The organism is Bacillus solimangrovi (genome assembly GCF_001742425.1).
GTDB classification, from domain to species: Bacteria; Bacillota; Bacilli; order Bacillales; family Bacillaceae_N; genus Bacillus_AV; species Bacillus_AV solimangrovi.
In genome coordinates this window covers 22,088-35,455 of the sequence record NZ_MJEH01000004.1, presented here as the reverse complement: position 1 = coordinate 35,455, position 13,368 = coordinate 22,088, and the positions used below count along the sequence as shown (strand labels likewise).

Sequence of the window (13,368 nt, the reverse complement as noted above, 5' to 3'; positions counted from 1 at the left end):
GTTAAATGACTCAAGATACCGTTACTAAGAATTACATATCGTTATAGGAATACTATTCATACACTTATTACCATCAAATGTATTATTCGTATTCGCAGGAGCCATTGCTTCAATATCCACATCGATATTTCCATTAGCTTTATTAAAGCGGATCGTACTCCCACTAGACAACGCTTCAACTTTTATCCCCGCCGTATTCGCAGGAGAAACAACACCATTATTCCGAATAATATTTGAATCGATAACATGTAAACTTGTTGCATTTAGCACCCTTACTCCATTTTCCATACTGTTACTTACTTTATTTTGAATGATGTTATTACTACTACCAAATAATCTAATTCCATCTCCTCCTTCCTTATTCACTACATTATTAAATAAAGTATGAGACGCAGAAATATTAAACCCAGTGCTATTTTCTACAGATGAACATGCTATAAACATATTATTTGGTGCTTCACTCTGATATCCACTAGAATCATTCAACTTAGATTGACAATCTATTAAGCAATTATGTTCACTATCATTAAAACGGAATCCACTAATTCCGTTAAATGTAGCTATACATTTCAATATTAAGTTATTATTAGAAGCCACATCCCCGTCAAAACCATGACGCATATTGAATTTTGATTCAATATGTTTCAATATGTTATGACTCGTTAAGATTAACACGCCATTTTCAGAGAACCCCTGAACAGTCATGCCTTGAAGAATAGTCTGATTTGCATTTACAAATATTCCGGAATTACTCCCTTGCGCTGGCGTTCCCGCAATTATTGTTTTTCCAATTCCACAACCAAAAATATTTAATCTTTCCTTCGTCACTTGAAACCCATCGAACACACCCGCTAATATTTGAATACTATCACCAGGATTGGCTGCAGTGATTGCATCCTGTACCGTTGCAAATTGTGTAGGCACAATACGTATCGTCACTTTCAACACACCCTTCGCTAAATTTAGAAATACTAAATCATATGAATAGGTGGGTTGTTTTGCTTGTACTTCGTCTGAAAATGTATATTCGACTATATATTTCACGTGAAATTTAAGTTTTTCGAACTCTCTTATGTACCTTATAAAAAAAGTGCTAACCTATTCACTCTTTGAACAGGTCAGCACTTATTGAACTTATTATTTCCCCAACATATCTTTCACAACAGCTTTCGTTTGTAGCAAGCCAGTTGGATCTTCTTTTGTTTTAAACTCACAGAACTTTTCTGACCACTCTGATGTTCTAACACGTAGAGGAAGTGGTTGTGCATGAAGCTTTGTTATGATGACTTCAGCTACCTGTGATGGTGTTTGGAAAATGCCATCAGATCTTCCCTCTCTATTACCCATGTAGTCATTAATAACTGGCTCAAAGTCGTCCTTCTGGAATCCGCCACTGCTAGCAACTCCTTTTAGAACACTGTTTGCAAATTCAGATGAAATCCCACCTGGCTCTACAATCATGAACTCGATCCCAAAGTAAGGTGTAACATACGTTGCAAGACTCTCATAATAACCCTCTAATGCAAATTTCGTTGCACAATAAATTTCATTTAATGGTTGACCTACTAAACCACCTACAGATGAAACCGCGACAATTCTTCCTTGTTTTCTCTCACGCATATATGGAAGAACTGCTTTCGTACACCGAATCGCACCGAACGTATTAATATCGAATACATTTATATATTCTTCTTCCGAAGATTGTTCAGTCGTTTTAATATAACCGATTCCTGCATTATTCACTAATAAATCGATATGTCCTTCTCGTTCGATTACTGTTTGAATTGCTCGATCAACCGACTCTTGTGATTGTACATCTAATTGTAATAACTCAACACTTAAGCCGGTTTGTTGTAAATCTCGAATCGGTTGACATTTATCCAAATTTCTCATTGTCGCATAGACTTTCCAACCTTCATTTGCTAATTGCTCTGTTAATGCCAGACCAAGACCTGTAGATGTTCCTGTAATGACTGCAATTTGCTTTTCCATTATTCATCCTTCTTTCTTAAGTGTGATATAAGACAATTCTATAGCTCTTTAATTAAAAACATTCAATTTGAACGTAATGACAGTTTTTAGCTTGGCTAAATAGCGTGTCTTTATCAAAGTTTCTGAGTAAAGATTATCACGAAATATAAACAAAGTAAACTATTTTGTTATTTTTAGTTCAGTTAGTTTGTTTTATTTGCTCAAATAGAAAAATATCTTATAATAACATTAGGAAGGTGAACGCAATGTCTATAGAAATCGAAAAGAAAAATGCGATGCGAGAGAAGTTATTAGTAAAATTGTTACCTGTTATCCGAAAAGAAGGTGTCAGCTCGCTTCGAATTGAACGGATTGCAAAAATTATGGATATTAGTAAAGCAACAATGTATAAGTACTTTTCTTCAAAAGAAGAGATTATTGAATCTATCGTTGACCTTTACGTGAGTTATATTACTGATATAGGAGAAACTATCGTTGATCATAACGCATCATATAGCGAGCACTTTCAAAAATCATTTGAACAATCGTTATTGATTGCCTTCTACATTTCAAATGAATATTTGAACGATCTGCAAACAAGTTATCCTACCCTTTATGAGAAAATAAGTGATGCTCACGATAAGCGGAATGAACAAATTTCTCATATTTCCGATCAATACCAGAATGAAGGAATATTTAACCCAATTAATATTTACTTACTTCATATGCAAGATCAGTTCTTATTAAGAAAACTATTCGATCCAGCACTGTTAACTAAAATGAATATGACGTTATACGAAGCATTACTCGACTACTATTCATTAACGAAACATCAATTAATTCATCCAGAATACTTAAACGAAATAGACGATAATAAAATTCACGAGTTACTAAAAAAGCTCGTTCAAAAATTTTCTACTACGATGTAAGCACACGTTTAATAGACTACAGTAACACCTATAAACCCCTTTTGAAGTTAAAACGATAAAACTTCAGAAGGGGTTGTTTCTTTTATGAATAACTTTCAACGGAATTCATACATCCCCCCTACAATTTAAAAACCACTGAACTACTCCATTTCACACCCATTTTTTATTACTATTTTCAATTCTAGTCATCTGTACAAGCAAATTGATATGCCAATCATAAAATACAGTGTAAATCAAATTTAAACAAGGAGTGATATCATATGGGTATGCCGAATTTCCCAGAGGATTTTAATGGATTACCAGATTTCGAGAAAAACAATGTATTGTTGTACCTTTTAGCTTCAGTAGGTTCTGAGGAGTTAGCGTTAGCACACATTATGAATGCAGAAGGCGAGAAGATCCAAGCAGCTGTTGCCGCATTTAATGATGACTGCTTAACAATCGATGACTTACTCTCAGTCAACGATAACGTTAACGACGTACTAAAGACGGTCATTAAGAAAGAAATGTTACTTCAATTCAAAGTAGAAAACATTCAGCAATTATTCGACACTGTTGAGGATTGTTAATGCTAATAGGAAATAGGAAAGGAGGAGAAAGCTTATGGCAATCATTGTAGTTCCGACTGATCAACCTACTGTACAAGATGCAATCGATAATGCAAACGCTGGTGATACAATTCAAATCTTAGTTGGAACATTTGATGGATTCGATATAACCGTCGATCGCCTTAAGATTGTCGGCTGTGGTATTGGTAAAACAATTATCTTTGGGAATCCAGCAATGGGTAGTAGTAACGGTGTCGTTGTTAACGGAACACAAACTCATTTGCAAGGCTTTACCGTTCAAGGCTATGGAGGCGGCGCAGGTGTACAAATTAATACAGATAATAACGTCATCCAACAAGTAGAAGCGAGCTTTAACATGACAGGGTTTTCAGTTGAGGCAAATGACAACTTACTGATCAATAACTTAGCAACATTCAATACTGATGGATTTGTAGTTGTTGGAGCAAACAACTGTCTAGTAGAAAATGAAAGTCGGAACAATACAAACGATGGTTACGTTCTTAATGAAAGTGGAATGAGTATCTTAGAAAACAACCTTGCAAAAGAAAATGGTCAATTTGGCTTCAATATTAATAGTGATATGAATATTTTGTTTGGAAATTCCGCACTTAAAAATGAACTTGATGGAATATTAATTGCTGAGAATGCTGACAATAACCAAGTTCTAGATAATAAATCATGTGACAATGTTAATAATGGTATTACATTAAGTCTTTCTACTGGCAATCGCATCGATTCAAATATCGTTCGTAAAAATGGAGACCCTGATGCGGTTACAGGAATTGGAATTGACGTTGATAGCGATGCCGATTTTAATACGATTAGTTTTAACAAAGTGACACGAAATGTAGACTTAGATATTAACGCACCTGGAGATGCTGCAACTGATAATACCTTTGATGGGAATAAGTGTAATAATAGTGTTCCTCCAATTATTTGTAATTCTTAATCTTAAACATCGATTGTAAAAATATAGTAAAGTTATAAATCTAGGAATATTTCTAAACTGGATAAGACATTCAAACAGTCGCTTTGTGTCAACAACCGACTGTTTGTTACATAGAACACAAGTTTTTGAAACGATTGAGCCATTTTAATCAACTGTCTTTTACTTACTTCCCAAGTTTTCAGCTTCGGATAAAATGTAATTTCATATTGGACACCGTTATCTTCCCAAGCTAAAATTCGTTTATTAGAGACATTAGCAATGAATATTCCTTGTATGCCCTTGTCTATTGTTACTTTCTTTTTGTTACTATCATAAAAGTAATCTACTTCATTTGTCGTCATACGAATGGTTACTGACTCTTTATTAATGTTCGTTAAATCAATCGTAATCTGTTGCTGATCATCTGCAATCGTTGAGCCCCATACCTTCATTTGTTTGAACGGAACTTTAGTAGGTGTTTTGACTTCGAATGGCAGATCTTCAACTATGTTTGCTAATTCTGTTTGGTCAAGGTCATACATTAATGTTCTAAGCAGTGCCCAACTAACTATCACAACAAGTACGGTAGAGAAGAAAATAAACTTTTTTTTACTTCTTCTCATATTAATAGCTTCTCCTTTATAACAACTATCGTTCGTAAACTATTATATTAAGTCTCGAAGCTAGCGGATCATTTGTTTTGCTAATTGAAGGACTACTTGCTTTGCGTTTTCCTCATCATAACGATTCGCTCCTGCAAGATAACTAATTTTATAATAGACTTTTTGATCAATCCAATTCAGATTAACTGTATACTCATCAACTGTTATATACACATCGTGATTATTTCCTACTCGCATTATCTCACTATCTTCAATTAGTTCATCTTCTGATGGATAACTGAAATCATTTGCAGAGATGCGTATAAATGGATATTCACCTTCTATTGGTTTTGCCCACATTTCAATCGCAATTTCTTTACGATCTTTTTTATTATTCCAATCCGTGATAAACAGTAATTCAAAGTCTTTAAACGATGCTGGCAATTGTGTAGGAACGATTAATTCATACGGTAATGCACGAACAGCTGTATCAAGTGAATCAGCTGTATATCGCGTAGGCATTTTACCAATGTTATAGCCTAATCTCATTGCCATTTGGATATGTTCCTCATAAACTTCTAGATTCGTAATATCTAATGTTCCTTTATCTTTTAGATCGTCATTATCACGTGAATAAATGAAGAAAATGACTGTAATTATAATAATGTATTGTATCCACTTTTTCATATGTATCACCATTTTTATGATTTAGTACGCCATAATATTTTTTAAAACTTATTTCTGTTTCATCGCTTCTCTTATTATATTTTTGATAAATGGTACTTTCTTTTCTGTATATGTTTGTCGATCATTTCGATATTTTACTGCTAGTGTTCGCTTCAACCGTTCATATTCTCGTGCTGCTTCAGGATTCTTTCTTAAATAATCTCGAAACAGAATCTTTTCAAACCACTCTTCACCATTTAGTTCACATATGTGTAGATGAACAGTGCCTTTACCTTTAGGTCCTTTTCTAAAAAACTCTCGGTTCGGAAATTGTGGCATTGGAACGTACGTATATCCAGCATTACGTAATGGATGAAAGAGTGCATCAATTTGCTCTAATGTATCAATACCTACTAAAATATCAATAATTGGTTTCGCACTTAAGCCTTTTATAGATGTACTACCGATATGTTCGACTTTAAGAACCCATTGTTCAATTTCGTTCATGATCGCAATCTTCTCAACTTTATACCTCGTAGCCCAATCAGGGTTATAATCATAGATTTCTACAATTGGGTGTGACATTTTCTTACCTCACTTCATTTGATTAATTCAAGGATATTTGAATTTAAGAGTTGTTCGTTCAATTCTATAAAATAGTCGTATGGCTCACTAAACAGCTTTGGTTCACCTTTAGTAGAATTTTTTTGTAAGTAGTTAAGCCACTCCTTTTCTAATTGTGACAATGGTTTCTTATACACTTCTTCAATTTTAGAATTTAATTCTGGTTGATCGTATATTTTCATGTACATTTCAAGTCCGTATTCTTCTATTAAATATTCTGTAAATGAACCAGCTTCAATGTAACCCATCCACCGAAGTAATTCATCAGAATATTTCCCACCAAAATTATCTACAAGTTGCTCGTCCATTAGTATATTTAATGGGATATATTTGTTATTGTTCACAAAATATCCAGCTACTTGATGAATGGACGTATCCATTGAAGGGAATTCAAACTCCTCATATTGGTTTTGGAAATAAACAGCTAAACCCTCTATCGTAAAGAAGCTAGTTCCTTTTGAAGAACCGAGCATCGCATGTGTCAACTCATGTAGAATTGGTGCTCTCCCTTCCAAATACCGATAATAATAGATATAGTTTTCATATACGTAACTTATTTCTCTGCCTCTCTCTAGATAAACATAATATGTATCGTACTTAATTCGTTCAGGAAAATGTTCACCTAAAAATAAAACAGCTGCTTCAATTTCTTCTTTAAACTTATCAAGTTGTTCATTCGTTATTTTTATGTTATTTTTCACATGAAAAGTTAAATTGAATTCCTCTACCTTAAATTGTATATCAAGTTCATATTTTTCATTCTTAGCTACATTTTTTACTGTTTCATTCGTTGAAGTAGAACAAGATACTAAGAACATTATCAAAATCGTTATAGAAGCAATTGTTTTTCTCATATCTATTCTCCTAAGTTATATTATGGTATACATTCTATCATGTTATCATACTTCATTTGTGGTAAATACTAGAAAATTACCATAAAAAATAAAAAGAAGGTACTCTTTAAATAGAATACCTTCTCTAAATTCACTTAACTATATCATGCATTAAGAGTCCTAGTTAATTCCATTTCTTAAATCTTGCATTTGAGACTCTTTCAAATCTATCATTGTAAACCTATAAAATTGCAACTATGAAGACCAATCATAAGTATTGATTAATTCATGAATGTTTGATTTTAAAAGTCTTTCATTTATATCTTTTAAATATGGTATTTCAAACAATTTTGCTACTTCTTCAGTTGATTGTTTTTTTATAAAATTAAGCCACTCTTCTTCTAATTGTGATAATGGTTTCTTGTACACTTCTTCAACCTTTGAAGCTAACTCTGGTTGATTGTATAATTGCATGAACATTTCAAGTCCGTATTCATCAATTAAATATTCTGTAAATGAACCAGCTTCTGTATAAGCCATCCACTGCAGTACCTCATTAGCATATTTGCCACCAAAATTGCTTACAAGCTCCTCATTCATTAATGTTTCTAATGGAATATACTTGTTATTTTCTTTAAAATAACTCATTAATGAATGAATAGATATATCACTGGAAGGATATCCAAACTCCCCGTATTTATTTTGAATATAAACAGCCAAACCTTCTTGAGTAAAGTAACCACCAAATTGATAACCTAGCATCGCATGTGTCAATTCGTGTATTATCCCTGCTCTACCCTCTAAATAACGGTAATAATGTATGCTATTTCCATCTGCATTACTGGCTTTATACCCTACATCTACTGAAATATAATATTTTTTTTCATCAATCCGATCATGAAAACGTTCCTCTAAATATAAAACAGCATCATAGATATCTTTTTTAAACCTATCAAGCTGTTCATCCGTTAGTCGTGCATAATTTTTAATATAGAACGTTCGGTCATATTCATGTACATACATCTCATCCTCTGGTTTATATGTTTCTTCCATTGATACACTTTCCTCAGTTTCATGTGTAGGAGTTGAGCAAGAAACTAAGAATAGCATCAAAATCGTAATTGACATGATCATTTTTTTCATTTTTTATCTCCTTAGTTAAATTATGGTATTATTTTACCACACTATTATGTTTCATTCACTCTATCAATAGAAAATAATGGTAGATTTTACACCCCAAAAAAAGGTACTCATTTAATATGAGTACCTTCTCTAAATTCACTTAACTATACCATGCATTAAGAGTTCTTAGTTAATTCCATTTTTTAAATCTTGCATTTGCATACGTGCTGCTCGATGAACACCGTATTTTTCTTTACGATCGAGGAACTTAGCTTCTTTCTGTAGCTTACGATAACTTCTATATCTTTCTTCACTTAGTTCCCCTATCTCAATAGCTTGCTTAATCGCACATCCTGGTTCATTTCCGTGTCGACAGTCTCTAAATTTACATTGAAGAGTTAATTCCTTAATATCTTGAAATGCTTCATCGGTTGCTTCTTCATCCGTCCACAATTGAAGCTCACGCATACCTGGCGTATCAATGACAACTCCACCACCTTGAAGCATGAATAGCTCACGATGTGTTGTCGTATGACGTCCCTTCGCATCATCTTCACGAATCCCTTGTGTTCGTTGGATGTCTTCCCCTAATAAACCGTTAATTAAGGTTGACTTACCAACACCAGAAGAACCAATAAGTGAAATCGTCTTACCTGTCTCAACGAACGATCGGATCACTTCAAGATCATCACTTTGTAAAGTATTTACAGCGATAACTGGAACGCCAAATGCAACTTCTTCAACAGCGCTAATCTTCTCTTCAACATCATCACACAAATCTTTCTTCGTTAAGATGAATACAGGGTTTGCACCACTTTCGTACACTTGAGTGAGATAGCGCTCCATTCGTCTAACATTGAAATCCTTATTTAACGCATTGACTAAGAAGACTGTATCAACGTTTGCTGCGATAAGCTGTTCAATTGTTTTCTCTCCAGCAGCTTGACGTGATAAAAGACTCTTCCGTTCCAACGTTTGATGAATGATGCCTTTTCCCTCATCTAATAATGGGGTAAAAAGTACCCAATCACCGACACAAGGGAAATCTCGTGTTAATTCTGCTTCATGATAATATTTTCCTGATAGTTGTCCTTGCAATTCTCCCTCTTTTGAAAGAATCTTATAAATGCCATTCGCTAATGTCGCAATTCTCCCTACTTCATATGAAGAATCCACTACTTGCTCTTCAAAAAATACATCAAACCCTAATTTGTTTAATTCGTACAATTGTTTTCCTCCTAGTGTATACAGGAGGACATCGTTTAATCGTTATACGCTACGCCCTCCCATTAATGTTTTTATATTTAGTCCGCTTGTTTGATTTACTACGATAATCATAAAACATCACTCCTTTCAAGTCCGTTCAATTAATTACAAGTATTGTATCATATTACCTGTTTAAGTACATATAAAAATTATTATTATTTTAAATTAATTAAGCTATGTATTCATTTCTTAATGTTACGTTCGTTAACAATAGATTCTAATACAACGGCTACACCATCATCATCGTTCGTGTCAGTAATGTGATACGCTATGTCTTTTAATTGTGGAATCGCATTTCCCATTGCAATGGGATAACCACATGCCTTAAACAAACCTATGTCATTATAATCATCTCCGAATACGGCGATCCTCTCTAGAGAAATATCTAATAGTCTTGATAACAATGAAATCGCAGTTTCTTTTGAGACATCTCTTCTCATGATTTGTGTCAACGAATTTGAATCCGTTGTAATCACTGTACAAACTTGCTCAAACTCACGAGTAAAGGACTCGATTGAATCTAAATTTGATACTAATATTTTAGTAGGATGAACCTCTCTTACCCTTGTTAGATCTATCTGTTTCGGATTACTTGTTATATTCATCATAGAAGTATAATCAATCTCTTGAAAACAGTACCATTCATCTTCTACTTCAATCGAAAACCAATGCTTTGGCTCATGTTCAATTAAGTAATCAATGATTCTAGAACTTAATTGGGAGCTGATCGAATAATGCTCATTAAGTTTCAAATGTTCATTAACGATCATCGCTCCATTGTAGTACACCATAATAGAGGAAGCTAGAATCTCATCAGGTAGGAACCGCTTCACTGCACGAGGTGGACGAGCAGTTGCAATAATGATTGGCATACCCGACTCAATCATCCTATTAAGTTCGCTCATATTCCTTTCGCTAACCTGTTTATTAGAATTCAACAAAGTACCATCTAAGTCAAGAACAACTGCTTGAATTTGCATGCAAGTCACCTCATTAATAATGTATAGATAAGAACACTGCTACAAAGAAAACAATTCATTCACACTCATTGTCTATATCACTAGCTATCATTCTGTATGTACGAAATATAATGAAGTTTGTTTCGTACATACAGTTTTGCGGTTATTCATGACCACGCTCTATTTTTTATTGCTTAATATCGCTTAAGCCTGCACTTGCTTGTGCAGGCTTGTTCTCAAATTCTTCAAATATGCTACTCCGCTCTCACATCTTCTTATAAACGAATTCTCGATTTCTTGTGAATCCATGCTTCTTATAAAAATCTTTTGCGACGGTGTTTTTCATCCAATAGTCTAACTCTACTAGTTCTATGCCTTCGTCTTTTGCAATACGATAGATTTCTTCCATCAGTTTTGTACCGTAACCCTTGTTCTGTTTTGTCTCAACGATGCTAATTTGATGAACGTAGATTGAGTAATAGCTCTTATTAAATACGTTACCTGGATTATTACGAAATTCAATCCAAGCATATCCAGTAGCTGTTCCCTCATCTTCAATTAGCATGAACATAAAATTTCGATTATGAATAAGACTTCGGAACATTCTCCTCATGTTGTTGAAATTGTATTCATTAAAATATTCTGGATACAGCTTCACGTGCAAATCATGTACAGGTTTGTTCAACTTTGCAATTAACTCATAATCTGTCGTTCGTCTAATATTCAAATGAACCCCTCCTGACTGACTTTAGTTGCTCTTCTTATTTTATTGACATAAAACATTATATAGAAGCAATTTATTTGACCTAAGGGATTCAGTTTGAGATTAGATAGACATTTCCCAACGTTCTTCAACTAATGTTTGATTGGACAAAACCGTTGTTCTTGTTTGTTCCAGATGAAAACCATACTTTTCATATATTCTCCTTGCAGCAACGAGATCAGAATTGGTCCATAGAATAATCGACTTATAACCTCTTTCCTTGCAAAAATCAATTGCAGTTTGTACGAGGCGCTGACCGTAACCTGTCCCTCTAAGGACGGGCTCAACGAGAAACAAACCTAATTGCGCGACATGATCGTCGACTTTTTTTATGCTAATGGAGCCTCTAGGCTGTCCTTCATTCTCGACAATCCAAATTCGTTCATCATCGCTGGATCTTTCGACAAACCCATCAACACTATTTTCAATAAAATCTCGAAAAGATAAGTCATATTGATACTCTTGATTATATATTTCATAATGTGAATTAATAACGTAATCTCTATCCTCTTGTTGGAACACACGAATCATACTATCACACCTGTTCTATATCATTTTGTATTATTCTTGTTCGTGTTCATTTAGCAAAACCCAACGTATATGGTCTTCCCAAATCCCGTTTACTTTTAACATTTTTCTAGATAAACCTTCATTCTCAAAGCCTAATTTTTCTGCAACTTTTATTGAAGCTTTATTTCTTGGCATAATTGGTGCTTCGATTCTGTGAAGACCGAAATCTTTGAACATAACCTCAATTGCCTTACGTAATGCTTCTGTTACGAACCCTTGATTCAATTGACCTTGATCAAGTTTATAACCGACAAAGCAAGATTGAAAAATACCTCGTGTTATTAAACTAAACGTAATACACCCTATTACATTTGAATAATCGTTATCTACTTTTTTAAAGATCCACAACTTCAGGGAATCTCCTCGTGCGAATATCTCGATGTCTCTTCTTAGATTCAACCTCTGAACGTCTATTGTATAAAACTCAGCTGGTTTCTGTGCTTCCCACTCAGTTAAAAAATCTCGATTTCTTTCGTAATATGCGAGTACCTGTTGTGCAAAGCTATCATCGACTTGACGAAGTATTAATCGTTCTGTCTCATATAAAATCATTTTGTTTCACATTCCTTATGTAATTTGTTAAATCATCCGTTATTCAATCCCAACATCGACGACTCTCTTACTTCGTTGTCGAGAGAAGAAGCCTAATGCCACGGCTGCACCTAAACAACTTGCAATACATCCGAATATTAAATATAACGATGGTGTAGATTCACCAATGATAATTGAAGCAATTCCTCCTATAGCTGGGAACAATGCAACCATATATCCACTTTGAGAGCCACCGATTCGTTCTACTAGCTTTAAATAAAAGAACCACGCAATAAAAGATGCAACAATTGTTAAATAAAGTAGAGCTGCTATATAAGAGAATGACATTGAAAATGCCAGTTCATCCCCTTTATAAATGACAAACATTCCTAAAATCAAACTTCCCACTGAGAAGCCAATTGCATTAGCGTAGATCGGATCTACTTTTTGCTGTGCATTTCTTGCTGAACACGCATCTCCTATAGCTGTTAAAATCGTTCCAACAATCGCAATCGCAACTCCTTGTAGCACTCCGTCAAAAGCTTGACCATTTTGAAATTGTGGATACATGAGAATGGTTACACCGAGTACACCTAAACTGCCCCCGACTAACAAACGGGGATGTAACGGTTCTTTTAGGAACAACCAAATTGCAATTGGCGTCATAATTACCTTCAATGAAAAGATTAATGTCACAATTGCAGCGGAACTTAAGATGGTCGCATAATACAAACATAAATAACTTAAAGCAAAATTACATATACCAAATACCATGACAAAAGGAATGTCTCTCTTAACTGGTATTCGCTTCGGTTTTAAGAAAGCTACCAAAACCCAAAATAATACAGCCGTCATCACTAACCGATACATTAGTGATAATTCAAGGCTTACAGGTGTGCCTTGGATCTTCACTGCAATAAAGTTTAGTCCCCAGACGAGCGTACAAAAGATGTACATAAACTTTGTCATTTACACACCTCTTCTAGTTGCTGAAATTTCTAACAATAAGTTAAAAAGTCGGAATCATCACTATAC

General features: G+C 34.2%; 16 protein-coding genes. 3 read left to right on the top strand and 13 right to left on the bottom strand.

Annotated features, from left to right (window positions below; all coding sequences use genetic code 11):
* Positions 1-24 precede the first annotated feature (24 nt).
* The gene (locus BFG57_RS01825) at positions 25-1,044 is read right to left on the bottom strand and encodes a right-handed parallel beta-helix repeat-containing protein (RefSeq protein WP_139125028.1); all 1,020 of its coding nucleotides are present in this window, start codon (positions 1,042-1,044) and stop codon (positions 25-27) included.
* A 93-nt stretch (positions 1,045-1,137) separates the two neighbouring features.
* Complete coding sequence (locus BFG57_RS01820; RefSeq protein WP_069715756.1) at positions 1,138-1,992, bottom strand: SDR family oxidoreductase; 855 nt, start codon at positions 1,990-1,992, stop codon at positions 1,138-1,140.
* A gap of 245 nt (positions 1,993-2,237) precedes the next feature.
* Here BFG57_RS01820 and BFG57_RS01815 point away from each other — a divergent pair, with 245 nt between their 5' ends.
* From BFG57_RS01815 to BFG57_RS01805, 3 genes are all read left to right on the top strand, one after another.
* Positions 2,238-2,900, top strand: a complete 663-nt coding sequence (locus BFG57_RS01815; RefSeq protein WP_069715755.1) for a TetR/AcrR family transcriptional regulator — start codon at positions 2,238-2,240, stop codon at positions 2,898-2,900.
* A gap of 260 nt (positions 2,901-3,160) precedes the next feature.
* The gene (locus BFG57_RS01810; protein WP_069715754.1) at positions 3,161-3,469 is read left to right on the top strand and encodes an alpha-helical endospore appendage domain-containing protein; all 309 of its coding nucleotides are present in this window, start codon (positions 3,161-3,163) and stop codon (positions 3,467-3,469) included.
* Positions 3,470-3,503: 34 nt separating this feature from the next.
* Positions 3,504-4,418, top strand: a complete 915-nt coding sequence (locus BFG57_RS01805) for a right-handed parallel beta-helix repeat-containing protein (protein ID WP_069715753.1) — start codon at positions 3,504-3,506, stop codon at positions 4,416-4,418.
* Positions 4,419-4,450: 32 nt separating this feature from the next.
* Here BFG57_RS01805 and BFG57_RS01800 read toward each other — a convergent pair whose 3' ends face one another.
* The 11 genes from BFG57_RS01800 to BFG57_RS01750 all read right to left on the bottom strand — a co-directional run bounded on the left by BFG57_RS01800 (position 4,451) and on the right by BFG57_RS01750 (position 13,302).
* A complete protein-coding gene (locus BFG57_RS01800; RefSeq protein WP_069715752.1) occupies positions 4,451-5,020 on the bottom strand; it encodes a hypothetical protein in 570 nt (189 codons plus the stop codon).
* 60 nt (positions 5,021-5,080) lie between these two features.
* Complete coding sequence (locus BFG57_RS01795) at positions 5,081-5,686, bottom strand: hypothetical protein (RefSeq protein ID WP_069715751.1); 606 nt, start codon at positions 5,684-5,686, stop codon at positions 5,081-5,083.
* 48 nt (positions 5,687-5,734) lie between these two features.
* Complete coding sequence (locus BFG57_RS01790) at positions 5,735-6,250, bottom strand: GrpB family protein (protein WP_069715750.1); 516 nt, start codon at positions 6,248-6,250, stop codon at positions 5,735-5,737.
* A gap of 14 nt (positions 6,251-6,264) precedes the next feature.
* The gene (locus BFG57_RS01785) at positions 6,265-7,143 is read right to left on the bottom strand and encodes a hypothetical protein (RefSeq protein ID WP_069715749.1); all 879 of its coding nucleotides are present in this window, start codon (positions 7,141-7,143) and stop codon (positions 6,265-6,267) included.
* 234 nt (positions 7,144-7,377) lie between these two features.
* Positions 7,378-8,265, bottom strand: coding sequence for a hypothetical protein (locus tag BFG57_RS01780; RefSeq protein ID WP_069715748.1), 888 nt, complete (start codon positions 8,263-8,265; stop codon positions 7,378-7,380).
* 165 nt (positions 8,266-8,430) lie between these two features.
* Positions 8,431-9,471, bottom strand: coding sequence for a ribosome small subunit-dependent GTPase A (rsgA, locus tag BFG57_RS01775; RefSeq protein WP_069715747.1), 1,041 nt, complete (start codon positions 9,469-9,471; stop codon positions 8,431-8,433).
* 221 nt (positions 9,472-9,692) lie between these two features.
* The gene (locus BFG57_RS01770) at positions 9,693-10,490 is read right to left on the bottom strand and encodes a Cof-type HAD-IIB family hydrolase (protein WP_069715746.1); all 798 of its coding nucleotides are present in this window, start codon (positions 10,488-10,490) and stop codon (positions 9,693-9,695) included.
* 244 nt (positions 10,491-10,734) lie between these two features.
* Positions 10,735-11,196 (bottom strand): GNAT family N-acetyltransferase, encoded by a 462-nt coding sequence (locus BFG57_RS01765; protein ID WP_069715745.1) that lies wholly within the window; start codon positions 11,194-11,196, stop codon positions 10,735-10,737.
* A gap of 99 nt (positions 11,197-11,295) precedes the next feature.
* Entirely contained in the window at positions 11,296-11,763 is a 468-nt protein-coding gene (locus BFG57_RS01760; protein ID WP_069715744.1) for a GNAT family N-acetyltransferase, read from the bottom strand.
* A 30-nt stretch (positions 11,764-11,793) separates the two neighbouring features.
* Complete coding sequence (locus BFG57_RS01755; RefSeq protein ID WP_069715743.1) at positions 11,794-12,354, bottom strand: GNAT family N-acetyltransferase; 561 nt, start codon at positions 12,352-12,354, stop codon at positions 11,794-11,796.
* A gap of 39 nt (positions 12,355-12,393) precedes the next feature.
* A complete protein-coding gene (locus tag BFG57_RS01750) occupies positions 12,394-13,302 on the bottom strand; it encodes a DMT family transporter (RefSeq protein WP_069715742.1) in 909 nt (302 codons plus the stop codon).
* Between the last annotated feature and the right edge of the window lie 66 nt (positions 13,303-13,368).

What these genes read in the sequence shown, in the direction of transcription:
- BFG57_RS01790 (WP_069715750.1), bottom strand. Translation starts at nt 6,250, where the DNA reads ATGTCACACCCAATTGTAGAAATCTATGATTATAACCCTGATTGGGCT.
- BFG57_RS01815 (WP_069715755.1), top strand. Translation starts at nt 2,238, where the DNA reads ATGTCTATAGAAATCGAAAAGAAAAATGCGATGCGAGAGAAGTTATTA.
- BFG57_RS01785 (WP_069715749.1), bottom strand. Translation starts at nt 7,143, where the DNA reads ATGAGAAAAACAATTGCTTCTATAACGATTTTGATAATGTTCTTAGTA.
- BFG57_RS01800 (WP_069715752.1), bottom strand. Translation starts at nt 5,020, where the DNA reads ATGAGAAGAAGTAAAAAAAAGTTTATTTTCTTCTCTACCGTACTTGTT.
- BFG57_RS01770 (WP_069715746.1), bottom strand. Translation starts at nt 10,490, where the DNA reads ATGCAAATTCAAGCAGTTGTTCTTGACTTAGATGGTACTTTGTTGAAT.
- BFG57_RS01820 (WP_069715756.1), bottom strand. Translation starts at nt 1,992, where the DNA reads ATGGAAAAGCAAATTGCAGTCATTACAGGAACATCTACAGGTCTTGGT.
- BFG57_RS01760 (WP_069715744.1), bottom strand. Translation starts at nt 11,763, where the DNA reads ATGATTCGTGTGTTCCAACAAGAGGATAGAGATTACGTTATTAATTCA.
- BFG57_RS01750 (WP_069715742.1), bottom strand. Translation starts at nt 13,302, where the DNA reads ATGACAAAGTTTATGTACATCTTTTGTACGCTCGTCTGGGGACTAAAC.
- BFG57_RS01780 (WP_069715748.1), bottom strand. Translation starts at nt 8,265, where the DNA reads ATGAAAAAAATGATCATGTCAATTACGATTTTGATGCTATTCTTAGTT.
- BFG57_RS01805 (WP_069715753.1), top strand. Translation starts at nt 3,504, where the DNA reads ATGGCAATCATTGTAGTTCCGACTGATCAACCTACTGTACAAGATGCA.
- BFG57_RS01755 (WP_069715743.1), bottom strand. Translation starts at nt 12,354, where the DNA reads ATGATTTTATATGAGACAGAACGATTAATACTTCGTCAAGTCGATGAT.
- BFG57_RS01795 (WP_069715751.1), bottom strand. Translation starts at nt 5,686, where the DNA reads ATGAAAAAGTGGATACAATACATTATTATAATTACAGTCATTTTCTTC.
- BFG57_RS01810 (WP_069715754.1), top strand. Translation starts at nt 3,161, where the DNA reads ATGGGTATGCCGAATTTCCCAGAGGATTTTAATGGATTACCAGATTTC.